The sequence below is a fragment of the Pseudomonas putida genome (assembly GCF_005080685.1).
In the GTDB taxonomy this organism is placed as follows: Bacteria; Pseudomonadota; Gammaproteobacteria; order Pseudomonadales; family Pseudomonadaceae; genus Aquipseudomonas; species Aquipseudomonas putida_V.
Genome location: NZ_CP039371.1, coordinates 4,184,807 through 4,199,283 on the forward strand (window position 1 = coordinate 4,184,807; position 14,477 = coordinate 4,199,283).

General features: G+C 60.5%; 21 protein-coding genes. All 21 read right to left on the reverse strand.

All coding sequences use genetic code 11. From position 1 onward, the window contains the following. Window positions 1–7: 7 nt before the first annotated feature. The gene (locus tag E6B08_RS19165) at window positions 8–337 is read right to left on the reverse strand and encodes a hypothetical protein (RefSeq protein ID WP_136915490.1); all 330 of its coding nucleotides are present in this window, start codon (window positions 335–337) and stop codon (window positions 8–10) included. Window positions 338–345: 8 nt separating this feature from the next. Beyond that, window positions 346–3,567 (reverse strand): phage tail tape measure protein, encoded by a 3,222-nt coding sequence (locus E6B08_RS19170; RefSeq protein ID WP_136915491.1) that lies wholly within the window; start codon window positions 3,565–3,567, stop codon window positions 346–348. A gap of 55 nt (window positions 3,568–3,622) precedes the next feature. Next, window positions 3,623–4,090, reverse strand: coding sequence for a hypothetical protein (locus E6B08_RS19175; RefSeq protein WP_136915492.1), 468 nt, complete (start codon window positions 4,088–4,090; stop codon window positions 3,623–3,625). Between the two features lie 292 nt (window positions 4,091–4,382). Next, window positions 4,383–4,712 (reverse strand): hypothetical protein, encoded by a 330-nt coding sequence (locus tag E6B08_RS19180; RefSeq protein WP_016715881.1) that lies wholly within the window; start codon window positions 4,710–4,712, stop codon window positions 4,383–4,385. A gap of 40 nt (window positions 4,713–4,752) precedes the next feature. Beyond that, entirely contained in the window at window positions 4,753–5,253 is a 501-nt protein-coding gene (locus E6B08_RS19185) for a hypothetical protein (RefSeq protein ID WP_136915493.1), read from the reverse strand. A gap of 55 nt (window positions 5,254–5,308) precedes the next feature. Further along, entirely contained in the window at window positions 5,309–5,695 is a 387-nt protein-coding gene (locus E6B08_RS19190; protein WP_136915494.1) for a DUF3168 domain-containing protein, read from the reverse strand. Further along, window positions 5,688–6,188, reverse strand: a complete 501-nt coding sequence (locus E6B08_RS19195) for an HK97-gp10 family putative phage morphogenesis protein (RefSeq protein ID WP_136915495.1) — start codon at window positions 6,186–6,188, stop codon at window positions 5,688–5,690. The genes E6B08_RS19190 and E6B08_RS19195 overlap by 8 nt, the downstream gene beginning before the upstream one ends. 3 nt (window positions 6,189–6,191) lie before the next feature. Further along, window positions 6,192–6,371, reverse strand: a complete 180-nt coding sequence (locus E6B08_RS19200; protein WP_136915496.1) for a hypothetical protein — start codon at window positions 6,369–6,371, stop codon at window positions 6,192–6,194. Window positions 6,372–6,379: 8 nt separating this feature from the next. Next, window positions 6,380–6,706: a phage head closure protein gene (locus E6B08_RS19205; protein WP_136915497.1), complete on the reverse strand. Its 327-nt coding sequence runs from the start codon at window positions 6,704–6,706 to the stop codon at window positions 6,380–6,382. Continuing rightward, window positions 6,706–7,005, reverse strand: coding sequence for a head-tail connector protein (locus tag E6B08_RS19210; protein WP_136915498.1), 300 nt, complete (start codon window positions 7,003–7,005; stop codon window positions 6,706–6,708). The genes E6B08_RS19205 and E6B08_RS19210 overlap by 1 nt, the downstream gene beginning before the upstream one ends. Continuing rightward, the gene (locus E6B08_RS19215) at window positions 7,006–7,317 is read right to left on the reverse strand and encodes a hypothetical protein (RefSeq protein ID WP_136915499.1); all 312 of its coding nucleotides are present in this window, start codon (window positions 7,315–7,317) and stop codon (window positions 7,006–7,008) included. Between the two features lie 51 nt (window positions 7,318–7,368). After that, window positions 7,369–8,571, reverse strand: a complete 1,203-nt coding sequence (locus E6B08_RS19220; RefSeq protein ID WP_136915500.1) for a phage major capsid protein — start codon at window positions 8,569–8,571, stop codon at window positions 7,369–7,371. Further along, window positions 8,568–9,209, reverse strand: a complete 642-nt coding sequence (locus tag E6B08_RS19225) for an HK97 family phage prohead protease (protein ID WP_136915501.1) — start codon at window positions 9,207–9,209, stop codon at window positions 8,568–8,570. The genes E6B08_RS19220 and E6B08_RS19225 overlap by 4 nt, the downstream gene beginning before the upstream one ends. Next, a complete protein-coding gene (locus E6B08_RS19230; protein ID WP_136915502.1) occupies window positions 9,196–10,410 on the reverse strand; it encodes a phage portal protein in 1,215 nt (404 codons plus the stop codon). Before E6B08_RS19230 ends, E6B08_RS19225 begins: the two co-directional genes overlap by 14 nt. A gap of 2 nt (window positions 10,411–10,412) precedes the next feature. Beyond that, window positions 10,413–12,092 (reverse strand): terminase large subunit, encoded by a 1,680-nt coding sequence (locus E6B08_RS19235; protein WP_136915503.1) that lies wholly within the window; start codon window positions 12,090–12,092, stop codon window positions 10,413–10,415. Window positions 12,093–12,095: 3 nt separating this feature from the next. Further along, entirely contained in the window at window positions 12,096–12,596 is a 501-nt protein-coding gene (locus tag E6B08_RS19240) for a terminase small subunit (RefSeq protein WP_136915504.1), read from the reverse strand. A gap of 155 nt (window positions 12,597–12,751) precedes the next feature. Next, entirely contained in the window at window positions 12,752–13,090 is a 339-nt protein-coding gene (locus E6B08_RS19245) for an HNH endonuclease (RefSeq protein ID WP_136915505.1), read from the reverse strand. Next, a complete protein-coding gene (locus E6B08_RS19250) occupies window positions 13,090–13,308 on the reverse strand; it encodes a hypothetical protein (protein ID WP_136915506.1) in 219 nt (72 codons plus the stop codon). The genes E6B08_RS19245 and E6B08_RS19250 overlap by 1 nt, the downstream gene beginning before the upstream one ends. Further along, window positions 13,305–13,631 carry a hypothetical protein gene (locus E6B08_RS19255; protein WP_136915507.1) on the reverse strand — a complete coding sequence of 109 codons (327 nt, stop codon included), beginning with the start codon at window positions 13,629–13,631 and terminating at the stop codon, window positions 13,305–13,307. The genes E6B08_RS19250 and E6B08_RS19255 overlap by 4 nt, the downstream gene beginning before the upstream one ends. Beyond that, on the reverse strand, window positions 13,631–14,002 hold the full coding sequence (locus E6B08_RS19260; protein ID WP_136915508.1) for a chemotaxis protein: 372 nt from the start codon (window positions 14,000–14,002) through the stop codon (window positions 13,631–13,633). The genes E6B08_RS19255 and E6B08_RS19260 overlap by 1 nt, the downstream gene beginning before the upstream one ends. A 128-nt stretch (window positions 14,003–14,130) precedes the next feature. Further along, entirely contained in the window at window positions 14,131–14,472 is a 342-nt protein-coding gene (locus E6B08_RS19265; RefSeq protein WP_136915509.1) for an antiterminator Q family protein, read from the reverse strand. Window positions 14,473–14,477: the final 5 nt, after the last annotated feature.

The following is a 14,477-nucleotide window of genomic DNA, read 5'->3' on the forward strand; positions in this document are numbered from 1 at the left end:
GTCACCATCATTCGTTGGCTTCCTTACGCGCCAACCCATTGGCCACAACACTTGCGCTGATCGCTCCTCCCGGGCCGATCCCCGACCTGACCTGCTTGGTAATCTGCTCCTGCATATAGGCGGAACACCGTTCGATATCTTGGCCAATCGAATCAGGGCAAACCTTCTCACTCATCAGCACGGCGAGAATTCTGCCCATCACCTCGCCCTGCAAAGCAGCACGCTCAACGTACGTTTTAGCCGGCGTGCCTGGCCCGAGGTCGCCAAAGACAAATGGCGACACCGCCCCTGCAATCTCGGCGATCATTTCCTGTAAATCCAGATCGGTAATTTTCATCGTCCTGCCTATCGCTTAGACAGCATCTGCCGCCCGGCGCCGTTGGTTTTGAAGTCTCGGAGCATCAGATTGTATCCGCCTTGAGCACCATCGAGAGCAGCCTTCTCTATGTCAGCTTTCGAGATTCCGCCAGTCCCGCCGTTGAAGTGGAAGTGCTGAGTGATACCTCCGAAGCTGACCGAAGAGTCGCCACCCTCGCCGCCCCCAGCGCCAGCGGCCATCACGCCCAGCGAACCATCGGGGCCGCGGTGAAGTGGCAGGATCGCCTCAGGGCCGGCCTCCGCGAAGATGCCGGCACCCTTGGCGAAGGCGAACATCTGCGGGCTGTCGTAGACGCCACCCGAGTAGGCCGAAAGACTAGGCGAGTCGTAGACCCCGCCCTTCGCATTGGCCACGAACGAGCCCTCGCTGAAGCCGGACATGGTGCCTTGCCCCAGCGCCGAACTGCCGCCGCCCAGGAAGCCGAACGCCGAGCTTAGAAAGCCCGCGGCCGCCTGGCGCACCTGGATGCGAATCAGATCCTCGATGATCGAGTCTGCGAAATCCTTGAACTCGAACTTCCCCGTTTTGACGAACTGGACGACCCCATCCTCCAGGTTGCTGAAAGCGTTGCTGAATAGCTCCTGGGTCTGCCCCGCGACATCGGCTGCGCTGTCGAGGTAGTTCTGCATGGCCGCCGAAGCGCCATTAGTCCAATCAGACTGCGCCGCGTCGATCTTGGTGAATGTATCTTCCTGAACCTGGACCAGCTTGGCGCCGTACTCTTGCCGCAGCGCGATCTGTTGCTCCAGCTCCTGCCGTTGCTTTGCGGTTGAAGCGGTGGCCAGTTCCTCTCGCAAGGCCAGGATCTTGCTGTTGTTATCCTGCTCCAACGCCAGCCTGGCCTGCGCACGGCTCGCGGCTTTGTCGCCCATGCCCACCGCAGCGGCAGCCGCATCCCCTTGCTGCTGAGCGATCGCCAGCTGACGTTCAAGATCGGCCTGGTATTTCATCGCGCGCGACAGACCAGTCGAAGCTTGTACTGCGGTGTTGAACTGCTCGGCCAGTGCGCCAATCGCCTTGCCGTATTCCTCAGTGGTGATCTTCTTTTCAGCCAGCAGCAGGTCAAGGTTCTTGGTCTGCTTCTGGAACTCATCGGAGGCAGCCCCAACTGGGTCATACGCCTTCTTCAGCTGCTGGTACGCCGTCGCCGCTTCCTTCAGCTGCTGCGCCAGCTTGGTCTGCGCGGTGGTGGCATCCTTGGTTTCCTGCTTCGCCCCTTGGTTGGCCTTCTTCTGCGCTTCGATGGCATTTGCAAAAGAGATGGCGGCCTGCCGATCAGCCTCGGTGAGGTCGGTATGCTCGGCCAGGTAACGGTTGACGACCTTGATCATGTCGCCGTTGTCTTGCAGGCCGGCAAGCTGCTTCTGCAGCGTGTCGAGGTAGGTCTGCCCCGCAGTGCTCATGCCGGCCTTCGCGGCATTGTTGGCCGTAGTCGAAGCCGTGTTGCGATCCGTCTCGCCCGTTAACTCGGCGAGCTTGGACTTCAGATTCTGCAGCTCACCGCTGAGATCGGAGGCTTTGATCTGCCCCGTTTCGATCGCCTGGGCCATCGCCTCGGTAACGCCAGGGATCCCGCGCACCTGGTCGGCGACAGCCTTCCAGTCCACAACCGCGCCATTGGCAAACTCTTTCGCTGCTGACCGCACCAGGTCGAGCGCTTTTTGTGCCTCCGCTGGCATGGGCGCCAGGCCAGTCACCAGGCCGTCGACACCAGCTGCGCCAACACCGCGAAGGTCATTTTCGAAGCGATCGGCAATCGAGCCCGACACCTGCGACAGCTGGCTCTGCGTTTCTTCGATCTTCCCCTGAAGCTCGCGCAACGCCACGGCCTGGGTCGCACTATTCAGCTTGTTGAAGCGCTCGACCAGCTGGTCGAGCGGGTCGCTGAGGTCTCCCAACTTCTTCTCGAGTGAGTCTGAGTTGTCCCTCAACAGCAGGAAGCTGGCAGCGGCGGTGCCGGCGAGCAGAACAAGGCCCATCGGACCACCCAGAATGCCAAGCAGACTTGCACCTGCCGTCCGCAGACCAGCCTGGGCAGTTGCTACAGCAGCCGTGGCAGCCGCCTCTCGCTGGCGCGCCTGGGCCAATTGGATAGACATCTGAGTTTGTACCGCTGTGCCTCGCGCTGCAGCAGCCTCGCGGGCGGCCAGAATGGTGACGGTCTCTGCCTTGCGCTGGTCGGCGATGGCAGCCTGCAGAACCGCCTCGGCCTGGGCTTTACGCGCAGCTCTATCGGCCAGCGCGCTTTTCAGCGCCATACCGGACTTGGCCACATAGTTGGTCAGGGCAGCAACCCCAGCTCCGCCCATTGCCACCGCGACCAGGTCCACGTTATCCGCCAGAATAACCAAGAACTTGGATAGCCCTGCGACAGCGCCCGTTTGCTCCTCCATTTTCCCTAGAAAAGTGCCGGTGGCGTTGCTGATATTGTTCAAGGCATCCTGAACACTGGTAGACATTTCCGCCGCTGCTTTGCGATTTACCTCAACGGTTTTGAGCAGGCCGATGTTGATGTCATCAAGAGCAAGCTTTCCCTCGCTGCCAAGTTTGCGCACCTCGTCGGTGCTCTTGCCCGTCGCGCTAGCAATTGCGTCCACCACTGTCGGCATCGCCGTCTGGATAGAAATCCAGCCATCCGCATCAACTTTCCCTGTCGCTAGTGCTTTGGAGTAAGCATCCAGCGCCGAGCTAGCCTTATCCGCAGAAGCGGCGTTGGTAACCAAGAGGAAACTGAAGCTGTCCGTGATGTCGAGCGTCTGTTGGGTGTTGAATCCAAGGGAGCGCATCACATCTGCAGTGCGGATGTAGAGCTCTTGGGCCTCAGCAAGTGGCCGGTAGGTCTCTTGAGCGGTCTGCATCAGGTGCTCTTGCACCATCTGATACTCGTCTGCGCTGCCAGCTGCAGCCCTCATACGATCAGACATCTGGCCGTAGGCATCTACCTGCTTGATGATGCTCCCAATCAGCCCTGCTCCAGCCACCGCTGCAAAGGCCCCGCGCATGAGTGTTCCTGCGCCTTGGGCCGCTGCGCCAGTTCGGTCGAACGCGGAGTCAACGGTAGCCAGGTTTCGATCAATTGCCTGACTGGTGTTGGAAACCAGCTGATCGGCGTTCGCCAATTCACGTCGCAATTGAGCTGTTGTTGCCTCAATCTGAACCAACATTCCTTGGACTTGCTGATCGGCCATTCTGATCTCCAGAAAAAAGAAAACCCGCCGTAGCGGGTTGTGTAAGGGATAACTTCTATTGGACGGTTAAGTCACCAACCCTCCAAAGCTCTGTTGCTCTGTCATAAGAAAGTGATGCCTGGTAATGGCTTCGGACCACAGCGCCGAACCCATTCTGAGAATCAACATATGCCGATACGAGGAATCCGCACTTACCATCAGGCACGACATCAACACCGCGATCGTTCACGTATGGAAACTTCGCAGTCGCCGGAGACTTAAGCCTCTGCTTCACAAAGTTCTGCGACATAACGAAAGCCAGCGTCGTGTTTCCGCAATCCTTTATTTGCGCTTCGATCTCACGCTGCGGACTGGTCTTCCATGAGTAAAACCACAACCAGCCGCCAATGAGCACCACCGCCGCAATGGCCAGCGTAAACCGGATCTTGCCCTCAGCAGTCTTCGAAGTCGTTGCCATTACAGAGCAGATCACGTAAACCGCAAACAGGACAGCGACCGTAAATAGGATCATCAGAAAAGTCATGTTCAACGTCCCTATTGTCAAAAGCATGAGATTCTACAGGCTGCTCATGCCTTTCTCCCAGTCAATGCCATCCTCAGTTTGTCAGCGACATTCGATGCAGTTGGCTTCTCCTTCGCTCCCTGCTTCTTCCCGCTGCCGAACGGGTTGGTCATCTGAGCCCATTCAATCCTGGCATCCATGGCCATGAACAGTTCAGGAAGCGGCGTAGACCAGGCCACATCAGGCGCCCAACCCAACCAGCCGGTGGCAATCCCATAAAGCCGGTCGACGTAGCTGCCGTCCTCGACAGCGCTTACGCCGTCCCGGCCTGGTCGTTTCCCGGGTCTACGCCTCGCGGATTGTAGAGAGCGCCAAGGTACTTGGTGACTAGCGGCGTCAGCCCGGCCACACCTTCCTGCCAGACCTTCTCGGGCAACGCTTCGGCAGCCTTCCCTTCCAGGCCGGCGCCGGCGGCAATGATGAAGGCCACCGCATCCACGCCGACTGCATGCAGGGCTCCAGATGCGCCGCGCAGACCGCCGAAGCGGCTCTCGATCGCCCTAACCGCCTTGAGAGTGGGCCGCAGGGTAAATTCTTCATCGCCCAACTTCACGGTCATGGTGCCGTGCAGAGTGTTGTTCATAGCTCAGTCCAGTGAGGCCGGGGCCGGAGCCCCGGTTCGGTTATGGGGTGACCGGTGCCGGCAGCAACTCGAGGATGTCGGAGTTGATGCCGATCGTGACATTTCGGCGGACCACGTTGTCAGCGGCTCCAGGCGCCACAGTGTTGTTCATCACCTTGCCACGGAAGTAGAACGTGGTTGGATTCACCACCGGCGAGGCATCTGGATCGCCGTCGTTGAGGGTGATCTTGATGTTGTAGTCGCCCTTGCTGCGGTCCTTGTGGGCGGTCTTGACCGCGTTCTGGCCTGCATCGCCGTTGTCGAGGCCAACAGTGACGGTCAGGTCACCAGCATCGGCGGTGCCCTTGTACTTGCGCACCCGGCCATCCTTGAGCGAGGTGAAGGTGACGCTGCTGAAGGTGTCGCCGAACTCGCCCAGGTCCTCGATTTCACCTACCTCCACGTAGGTATCGGCCTCGTACTCGGTCTGGGTGTCGGCGCCGGTCTTGCCGCCAATGGAGAAGCGGCAGCCGGCAGCTGTGTTCAAATTGTCTTCGGCCATGGGGGTTCCTCCAAAGGCACATTGGATAAAAGCCGCAGCGCGGCCGGTGGGTGATTCAGTGGGTGGTGATCACGCGAACCGTGATCGAGCCCTGGTAAGTGATGCCGTCGGCGTCGCGCTGGGCGTCGGACTGCTCGACCCGAACGGAGACGGCGCGGCCAACTTCCAGCGGCAACCGGCGCTCATCCAGAGCGGCGATGACCTCGCCGTTGATGCGCTTGACCTCGGCCTGGCCGGCGGCGTCGGACCAGACGGACAGGTAGAACAGGCGTTGTTCCCGCTTCCGGCCCGCTATGGGGCTGGTGTTCACCGAGATCTCGCGGTCGATAGAAACGTAGGGCTTCGGCGTGTTCAGGCCGGCACCGTCATAGACTGGGCAGCTGACCTCGGCTTTCAGCCTGGCGAAAATTGCATTCTGCAGTGCTACCGAAGGATCAGGCATTTCCCACCCCCTGGCTTGCCTTGCGCAGCGTGCGCCGAACTGCCGCCTCGATATCAGCCATCACATATTCCCGGTTGACCTGCATCGATGGGCGCAGCCAGGGGTGGGCTGGCCTGGCCGGGATATCGGGGTACTTGCCGAAGAAGTGCGTGCCGTCGCTCTTGTTCGTGGCCCTGCGGTTGCGATCCCCGGCGCGCTTGCCGCCGACGTAGCCCTTGGTTCCGTACTCGATGAAGCGCAGGTAGAAGAACCTTCTGTTGTCGCGCTTACCGCGTATGCCGATCTGGGCGTCCAGGCCGCTCGGTGAGACGTACACTTTCAAAGCCGCCGCCGCCGCCCCGGTGTCCTTGGGTATCAGCTGCCGCTGGGTCTCTAGGATGCGGTTCGCCGCCTGCACCATCGCCGGCTGCAGCTCGTTGTCCATCGTCTTGTGGATGTTGCGCAGCGTCCGGCGCAGCCGGATATCACCGCGAATGCTGGAGCGCCGCGCCATAGATCACTCCTTGGCTTGGGCGGCCTTCGCAGATTTTTCCGCAGCCGGGGCCGCTTCCTTGACCTCCACCGCGTAGCCGCGGGCGATCAGCCCCTCCGCGTATTCCTTCTTCACCTCGAAGATCTCGCCCTTCACGCGCTCGCCGGAGGCGCCGGTAAGTGGGCCCAATGCTTGAATTTTCATGGTTCACCTCATGGGTTGGGGACGCTGGAGCACAGCAGCCGCAGCATGTCCCGTTCGTTGTTGAGCAACGGAGCCTCGATCTTGTAAGCCGTACCGGTGCTGATTTCAGTGAAGCGCCAACCGGACTGAACGTCTGGCCTCGGCCTGATGCGGATCTCCGCACTCACAACAGCTTCCAATTGCTCGGCAACCGCCGATACGCGACCGGTAGGCATTGTGATTTCTGCCCAGACCTTGCCGACCTCAACCCAGACCTCGTCGAAGCCACCGGTTTCGTTTTGAGCGCGCTCGGGCTTGCTGAGTAAGCCTCGATGGCGCATTGGTCCGGCTCTCATCAGAAGCGCTTCCTGTACCAGAGCAGCCGCTCGACAGCGAGCGGCATTGCTGTAGCGATGGTGCCGACCGCCACAGCCTCACGGTTGGCGTACCAGTGGCCGACCAGCAGCAGGACGGCCTGCTCGACATCGCCGGTCAACCCCATCTCCTCGGGCTCAATCGGGTCGGTCTCTACCAGCTTGCGGTCGCAGTGCTGCTCGACATGGGACTTGGCCGCTGCGACGTAGCCACCGATCAAGGCGTCTTCCTCGTCGCCGTCGACCCGCAAGTGCATCTTCACGGTGGCCAGGTCGAGCATTTACTTGGCCTCGGCTGCGGCTTTCTCGGCGGCAGCCTTATCAGCGGCTTCCTTTTCAGCAGCTGCCTTTGCTGCTGCAGCTTTCTCGGCAGCGGCCTTGTCGTCCTTGGGCGCCGTAGGCTTGGTCTCCTTCGGCTTCGCCAATCGGGACTTGCCATTGGCATCCACCTCGACCGCCAAGCCCTTGCCCAGCAGCGTGTGGGCATACTCGTCGTCGGCCTTCTCGAACTCCTGGCCACGCTTGACCTTGGCCGAGTCGGCGCCCAGAAGTTCGGCGTTGCCGACGAAACCCCACAGAGCCTTGATGTGCATACTGCCTCCTGAAACAAAGAGGCCGGCGATACGCCGGCCTTGAAGGATGGGTTAGACGGCGAGCGGGAAGTTGCCCTTGACAAGGGCTTCTTTGCGGCGCACGCCGAGGCCCAGACGCTCTTCAGCCAGCAGCGCGATCATGTTCTTGATGAACATGTCGTTGATCAGACCCATCTTGAACAGATAGCTCATGCGGTCGAAGAGGATTGCAGCGCGGGCGAAGTTGGCGATCAGGAACTCGCCGCCAGAGTCTGCATCACCCTCGTCCATGCTGTCCGAGGTAATTACCGGGCGACCCCAGAGGATCGGAGTGACCAGGCCCTGCAGGTTGGCGAACAGGTAGCGGTTTTCCCCATCCTTTTGCAGCTCGATGTTCATCCAATCAAGCTCGCTCATCACGACGCCATCGGCGGACAGCTTCGATTGCTTGCGAACCTGATAGATGCCACGGCGCACGATGTCGATCGAGGTATCGCCAGCCTTGGTCAAGTTGGCGTCGTAGATGGTGGCCTGGGTCATAAGACCGTTCAGGTTTTCGCCAGTACCATCGCCTTTGAGGATCTGGTTTTCTTCTTCGAGCTTCAAGTCGTAGCGCAGCAGTTCCTGGATGTACCCCTGCATTTGGGGAACGTCGGCCAACGCTTCTTCGGTCACGGGCATCCAGACCGCGATCTTTTTGACGCGATCGGTTGCCGATTCGAAGGTCACGTCGCTGGTTGGCTTGGTGCCACCCTCTGCGACCATACCGGCGCCGCGAGTATGCAGCAGCTCACGGAAGTAGGTGTAGTTCTGGCCAGTGACCGGGATAGCGGTGAGCAGGTCGCGGATTCTCAGCTCTTGGCGAATGCCTGGCTGGATGGTGGTGTCATACACCGGAGCGACAACACCGGCGCTGGTGACCTTCACTTCCTTCATGGCGGCCAGATCAGACTTGGTGACCTCGATCTCGGCGCGGTTAGCCGAATTCGAAGACAGGGCCTTGTAGCTGTCATCACTCTTGATCATGTCGATGAAGCTCTTGCCCTCGCCCGGCTGGCCACGCAGCTTGACGCCCTTCTGCTCCAGATCCACGACCTGGTCGATGACCTTCTGCAACTCGCCCTTCTGGTCGTCGATCAGCTTCTTCAGGTCAGTGCTGACCTTGTTGCCCTTTTCGACCTCGGCCATCGCCGCATCGTACTTCTTCTGCAGCCCTTCAAAGCCGCTCTTCAGTTGCAGCTCGATGGAATCCTTCAGTTCTTTCACTTCGCTCATGGCGACACTCCGAAATATTGGGTGAACAAGTTGGGAATTTCTTTCAGCTCATCCACGATCGCCGTGGCCTCGCTCCCGCCGTCACGGCGTAGCGCGGTGTAGCCGAGCGAAGCGACTGCCGCCGCTTCCTTCTGCGAGAGACCCATGCGTTCGCGCAGGGCCTTCTCGAAAAGCCTGATGTCCGACTTGACGCTGAGGACATGAGCCTCAGGGTTCATGCCGAACGGTACGAAGGAGGCCTCCCAGAGTTCGGCCTCCTTGATAACGCGCACGCGCCGGCCAGCGCGATCCTCGAAATCGGCCTTGATGGTGTTGAAGCCGATCGACATGCTGTCGAGGACTTCGGCCTTCATCAGCTCGTAGGCATCGCGGGCGTAGCTCACATTGAGGTTGACCTGGCCTTTCACCAGCAGGCCATGGTCGTCTTGGCTGTAATCGGCAGCGCCGACCAGGCGGGTCAGGTCGTGGTACAGGGCAAGCTTGAGCTTGCCGCCGCGGGTTGCCTTCACCCTGGTGAATGCCCCTGGCACGATCACGTCGTCGCCAAGGTCCACGTTATTGAATACCGCGGCGTAGCCCTCGAAATTTCCGGCTTCGTCAACGGACTTGAGTTCGAATGGGCATTCAAGGCTCGCCATTTTTCTCCATCTCCCACCGGGTGACCCGGTTGTATTCTTCGCCTTCCAGGGGAGGCAGGTTCTCTTTCACGCGGACTTCATTGATGGTCATCCAGCCGGAGCCCCCAGAGCCGCCCAGTGCACTTCCGTAGTAGGTGGCACGACCGGCACTATCCGCACGCAGCAGACCCTCGACGGCGAACTCGCAGAAGCGCGAGGCCGTTCGGTAGAGCTTGTCGTTGAATTCGTCCTCCACCGCGTCGATGAAGGGCTTGAGACCGAAGGTGATGTAGCCGGTGAGCTGCTGCTCGAGGTTGGAGCCCATGATCGAGGTCTTGCCGGCGCGGTTGGCTAGCCAGAGCGGCACGCCATAAATGCCCGCCAGCGCCTCCTCTTGGAACTGCTGAGACTCGATGAACTGCGCATCCTTCTGACTGATACCTGCCGGGACGATCTTCGGGTTACCCTGCAAGATGGCCATCTTGCCGATGTCGTCCGCGTCGGCCTTACGCACATCCGGGAACTTCTCCATCACCTGGGCCTGCTGGGCCTTGGTGAGGAACTGCTCGTATATGACGTAACCGCCCGTGAAGCCGCCCTTGCGCATGAACCGCGCCGACCATTGTTGGCCAGCCTTCGCCAGGCCCATGGTTTCGGCCTGGTGCTCGATTGGCGACAGCCCCACGACGCCGTCCAAGCTGAACAACTTGAAGTGGAGCATGTTCTCAGGCGACACCGGGAAGGGATCGCCCTCACTTGGCGTGACCACATAAAGCAGGTCATCGTCGGTGTCGATCTTGACCGTCCGCCAATCCAGGGGCACCAGGCCTATCGGGTCGCCGTGGATGTTCCGCTCGATCAACGCAAATGCGTTGCCCCGTAACGCCATGTTCACGACCACGAACTTCAGGAAGTTCAGCATGGTCATGTAGGGGTTCGGCTTGCGCAGCAGCTTGAGCATCCGGTCGTTGCCGGTGACCAACGCTCGGCCTCCATCCTTGTCCTCGTACAGCTTGAGCGGCAGGCCGCTCAGTGACTCGGAAAGGATCTTGACGCAGGACCAGACCATACTGATCGACAGTGCAGTTTTGGGGGATACCCGAACACCAGACTTAGTGCGCTTGCCACCCACCTCTAAGTCAACCTCGACATAGTCGCCCGTGGTCGGATCGGTGAAGCCGAAGAATCCCCAGGTCGCGGGGTTGTACCATTTGAATGCCATGGTCAGCCTACTAATCCGAAGAAGCCGTGGTTGAGGTAGTCGTCGAGACCGCCGCGGGCCTCGGGATTGAGGGCCATCAGCGACACGGCGTTAAAGGTCGCCATGAGCGGGTCAATTTTTGCGGTGCCCGATGCTTGCTTGGTGATCAGGAAGGCGTTGGCCGAGGGCACACCTTTGGCGTTGCCGCACGACCAGGCCATGAGCGGTTGCCCACAGTGGATGAACGAGCCCTCGGCGAGCCGCCGCTCGGTCGTCTTGATCGCGCCGGTGAGCTTCCAACCCTGCGAGATGCCGACCACCTGCTCTTCATCAATCTCGACATCAGCCAGCGCATCCAGCACGGCGCCGATGCCGGCGGGGTCAAGTCCGACCTTGTCGAGCAATCCCGCCTGGTTGATCCGCGAAACGATGGCGGCTAACTGATCCACGTCGTCGCCGATCTTGTCCACGATGGTCACGTCACCGGTTGCCTTCATGTCCAACAGGCGTGGCGCTTCTGACTTTCGCCGTTCAAGTACCGATGGATGGGCCCAGGCGTGAGCCCAATGCAACCAGGTGCGGGACTCACGCACCCGACCGATAACCGCCAGACCAAGCAGGTCATCCAGACCGCCGCCGTCGACGCCCGCGACGATGACCTCGCACTGCTCGAGCAAGTCGTCGAGGGTCATACCCTCTCTCGCCTGGGGTTCCCAGAAGGCAGCGCCGACCCAGCTGTCGGACATCAGCGCGAGGCCAATCTCGATATTGAGGTGCTTGGCCAGGAAGCCTCGCATCTCCGCCTCGCCGTCGATCTCGGCCTGCATGTGCAGCCGCACCAGGGTCGGACGGTCCACCGAGTAACCCATGTTCGGGTTGACCAGGTGGAAGTTCTCGGGCCGCCTGGCCGCGCCGCTATCGATCATCTCCTTGGAGAATTCGTAGATGATCGGGAGGAAGCGGTTGTCGTCGATGCGACCGTCGCGCACACCGCGGGCATAGCTCAGCTTGGAACGGAACACACCCGCCGGCGGCTCGTTCGATTGCGTGGTCAGCCAAATGATGAAGCCCTCAGGCCGCGACAGCAGGCCGCCAGTGGCCTCACGAATCATGTCCGCAGCCTTGGGGTTCTTGCCGAACAGCCAGGCCTCATCGATCAGCACGCCTACCGCTTTCTTGCCACCCACAACGTCGCTGTCGGCGGCCACCACCTTCAAGGTTGCACCCGTCTCGCGGTGGGTGATCAGCCTGAGGTGCGGCTGGACGTGCAGCAGGTCCTTCAGTTCCTCATCGTTGTTGACCATGTCCTTGGCCGGCACGAAGGCGTTGTCGGCAATCTCTTTGGTCGGGGCGAGGATGATGAACTCGGCCGACATCCGCCAATTGCGGACCAGGGCCGTCAGCATGATCGCGGCAGCGATGGTCGACTTGCTGTTTTTCTTCGGGATGCACAGCATGAACTCCCGGATCAGGCGCTCGCCGGTCTCGGTGTTGTAGCTGCCGAACACCGCCCCTGCGAAAGCGAGCACCCAAGGGGCACACGCGCTCTCGATGGTTGGGCTGCCGGGAGCGTCGACAATGCGAAGCCCCTTGAATACTTCGAGGCTTTCCTCAGCCTCTTGAGGGAACAGCGGTTCAGGGATGATCGATTCGCCGGCAGCCAGTCGCCGCCACCAGTCAGGGCAGGCTGTAGTCCAAAGCATGTGTCACCCCTTGACGACAGTGAGGGGCGGCTTGCTTTGGGAGTACTTGCCCTTGCCGGCCACCTTTGCGGCCTCCGCCTTCTGTTCCTTTTTGCCGGCTTCGGCTTTCTTGCCGTGGATGTAGGGCACGGCCGTCTGCGCAGCGTTGCGCCGGTCGAAGACCTTCGCCCTCGGTTCGTTCATCAAGGCCAGCAACCACTCCAGCGGGTCCTGGGTCGAGGGCAAGCAGCTGAGGAACTCGCCGTCAGCTTCGTTGACCTCGGCGGGTTCTCCGGCGGTTTCGTCGCCCTTCGCTTTGCGTGCTCGACTCTTGGGCTCAGGGTTAACACTCAGCTCTGCTTTGCGAGCCAGAACTGCAGCGGCAATCTTGGGATCTTTCATCCACCGAGAGCCCGACGCTGCAGCGGTCGAAGCCTTACAGCCTGCGGCTTCCGCTGCTGTTTTGTTGGACGCGCCCTTGGCCTTAGCGTCAACAAACTGTCGCTGTTTGTCTGTTAACACCATTAACAAAAACCTTGAGGGGGGAGAAAAATGTCTACGTGGGGTCGGTGGCGGTCTAGATACGTGAGAATCGCTATTATTTGACCGCCCCCTACCCCCGAGGCACGCCACTGCCGTGCTTCGAAGCGCCTTTTGACGATCCGCGCCGCCTGGCGACCTCAGCCAGCCAGGCCGGCAGCCTCCTCTGCCTGCTTGACCGAGTCGTGGCAGGACTTGCACAGCGACTGCCAGTTGTCCTGATCCCAGAAGAGATCCTTGTCGCCTCGGTGAGCGACGATGTGGTCAACGATGTTGGCTGCGGTGGTTCGGCCTTGACGAGCGCAGTACACGCACAGCGGGTTGTCTCGCAGGTACTGCTCGCGTGCCTTCTGCCAGCGGTAGTCGTAGCCACGCTGGGAGCTGGTCATGCCGCTTCGCCAACTGCCAGGTGTCACCACCTTGACCCTTGAGCCTGCGCTCTCCTTGATGCGGGAGCCGAGCGTCTTGAGCCTGGCCATCACTCGCCGTCCAAGCGAACGTATTCGCCATCACAGCTGAACTCGACAACCAAGCGCGTCACCTCGCCTGGCTCTTGGATGAGCTGGACCTTGGTCTGGCCTGCCAGCACCTCTCCACTGAAAGCGTCGTGAAGGCAGACATGCATACCTTCACGCTTGACGATCAAAGGGCGGGAGGACAGCAGATACCTCAGACGGGACTGATCATCGCGCTTCATGGAACCTCCTGCGTCGCTCGGTTCAGCGCCTCATCAGCCTTGTCGGCTGCCTGGGTCGCGGTGGTTGCTGCCTTCGACGCTTTGGTAGCGGCGCTCTCGGCCTTGCTGGTCAGGTCGTCCAGACGCTTGTCACGCTCGGCCATTGCGGCGTCGTATGCCTTGCGGATCTCGTTCACCTGCTGGGCCTGGGTGCTGGCCATCGCCCAGTAGGCAGACTGCCAGCCCAACACCGCACCGCCTGCAATGAGCAGCACAGCGATGAACCACACCTCGGCTCGTCGCCACCAGCGTCGAGCGATGAACTCCAATGCACATCTGTCCATCAGTTTGCACCTCCAAGCTGTGAACGAAGCCTGGAGATCTCTGCGCTCTGGCTCGTCACCTTCTCAGTGAGCTGCGACACCTGGCCTGTCAGGGCTTCGATCTTCCCTTCCATCCGGCCAACAGCAGCGGCGAGTTCATTCCGCTCCTTGGCGAACTGATCGGCCCGAGCCTCAGCTTCTTTGCGGGCCTCCCGTTCGATATCCAACAGCTCATTCAGCCGGCGGACGACGCCGATATCCGCGGTGTCCATTGCTCTGTCTGCCGCATCCCTGGAGAGCCACTTACGTAGCCAGAGGAAGCCGCCCAGCAGCACAGTGCCCGAGCCGGTCAGCCAGGTGGCTGTGCCTGGGCCGAAGTCGGTCGGGTCCATCCATTTCTCCAGAAACGAAAAAGCCCCGGCAAATGCCGAGGCTCTATGGTGGTTGCTGGTGATGGCGAGTTTGCTCTCGCGCACCTACCGCAAAGTAACACGAAAGATACGGGTGAGGACCGGGGATGTCAAGCGGCCTCACGTCGAACATCAATCGCGCCGTCGATCCAGGCAACACCCGCCTTCCAAAGCTGGCGGGTCTTCTCTTCGCCGAAGCCAAGCTTCTTTCCCACTTGCATTAGCGATGTGTCGAAAGCCGTGTAGTACTTGATGAGCACTTGCCCGCACTCGGGATAGCGGTTGCGCAATCGGCCAACCAGGCGATCTATCACCAGCGCCTCATCGTCCGTGATGATCGGGTCAAGAATGGTGTTTTCCCGCGAAGCGCAGCACGACACTCCCGACCCCAGCACAACCCAGCGACCCCAGTGCACCAGCAGTTCTTCAGCAGTTCTATCCAAATGGCTCATGTCCT

Excerpts from the sequence above, each read along its gene's own strand:
- E6B08_RS19185 (WP_136915493.1), bottom strand. The coding sequence starts at position 5,253 with ATGGCCGAAGACAATTTGAACACAGCTGCCGGCTGCCGCTTCTCCATT.
- E6B08_RS19235 (WP_136915503.1), bottom strand. The coding sequence starts at position 12,092 with ATGCTTTGGACTACAGCCTGCCCTGACTGGTGGCGGCGACTGGCTGCC.
- E6B08_RS19190 (WP_136915494.1), bottom strand. The coding sequence starts at position 5,695 with ATGCCTGATCCTTCGGTAGCACTGCAGAATGCAATTTTCGCCAGGCTG.
- E6B08_RS19205 (WP_136915497.1), bottom strand. The coding sequence starts at position 6,706 with ATGAGAGCCGGACCAATGCGCCATCGAGGCTTACTCAGCAAGCCCGAG.
- E6B08_RS19180 (WP_016715881.1), bottom strand. The coding sequence starts at position 4,712 with ATGAACAACACTCTGCACGGCACCATGACCGTGAAGTTGGGCGATGAA.
- E6B08_RS19240 (WP_136915504.1), bottom strand. The coding sequence starts at position 12,596 with ATGGTGTTAACAGACAAACAGCGACAGTTTGTTGACGCTAAGGCCAAG.
- E6B08_RS19220 (WP_136915500.1), bottom strand. The coding sequence starts at position 8,571 with ATGAGCGAAGTGAAAGAACTGAAGGATTCCATCGAGCTGCAACTGAAG.
- E6B08_RS19210 (WP_136915498.1), bottom strand. The coding sequence starts at position 7,005 with ATGCTCGACCTGGCCACCGTGAAGATGCACTTGCGGGTCGACGGCGAC.
- E6B08_RS19215 (WP_136915499.1), bottom strand. The coding sequence starts at position 7,317 with ATGCACATCAAGGCTCTGTGGGGTTTCGTCGGCAACGCCGAACTTCTG.
- E6B08_RS19165 (WP_136915490.1), bottom strand. The coding sequence starts at position 337 with ATGAAAATTACCGATCTGGATTTACAGGAAATGATCGCCGAGATTGCA.
- E6B08_RS19170 (WP_136915491.1), bottom strand. The coding sequence starts at position 3,567 with ATGGCCGATCAGCAAGTCCAAGGAATGTTGGTTCAGATTGAGGCAACA.
- E6B08_RS19200 (WP_136915496.1), bottom strand. The coding sequence starts at position 6,371 with ATGAAAATTCAAGCATTGGGCCCACTTACCGGCGCCTCCGGCGAGCGC.
- E6B08_RS19265 (WP_136915509.1), bottom strand. The coding sequence starts at position 14,472 with ATGAGCCATTTGGATAGAACTGCTGAAGAACTGCTGGTGCACTGGGGT.
- E6B08_RS19195 (WP_136915495.1), bottom strand. The coding sequence starts at position 6,188 with ATGGCGCGGCGCTCCAGCATTCGCGGTGATATCCGGCTGCGCCGGACG.
- E6B08_RS19245 (WP_136915505.1), bottom strand. The coding sequence starts at position 13,090 with ATGGCCAGGCTCAAGACGCTCGGCTCCCGCATCAAGGAGAGCGCAGGC.
- E6B08_RS19230 (WP_136915502.1), bottom strand. The coding sequence starts at position 10,410 with ATGGCATTCAAATGGTACAACCCCGCGACCTGGGGATTCTTCGGCTTC.
- E6B08_RS19225 (WP_136915501.1), bottom strand. The coding sequence starts at position 9,209 with ATGGCGAGCCTTGAATGCCCATTCGAACTCAAGTCCGTTGACGAAGCC.
- E6B08_RS19175 (WP_136915492.1), bottom strand. The coding sequence starts at position 4,090 with ATGACTTTTCTGATGATCCTATTTACGGTCGCTGTCCTGTTTGCGGTT.
- E6B08_RS19250 (WP_136915506.1), bottom strand. The coding sequence starts at position 13,308 with ATGAAGCGCGATGATCAGTCCCGTCTGAGGTATCTGCTGTCCTCCCGC.
- E6B08_RS19260 (WP_136915508.1), bottom strand. The coding sequence starts at position 14,002 with ATGGACCCGACCGACTTCGGCCCAGGCACAGCCACCTGGCTGACCGGC.
- E6B08_RS19255 (WP_136915507.1), bottom strand. The coding sequence starts at position 13,631 with ATGGACAGATGTGCATTGGAGTTCATCGCTCGACGCTGGTGGCGACGA.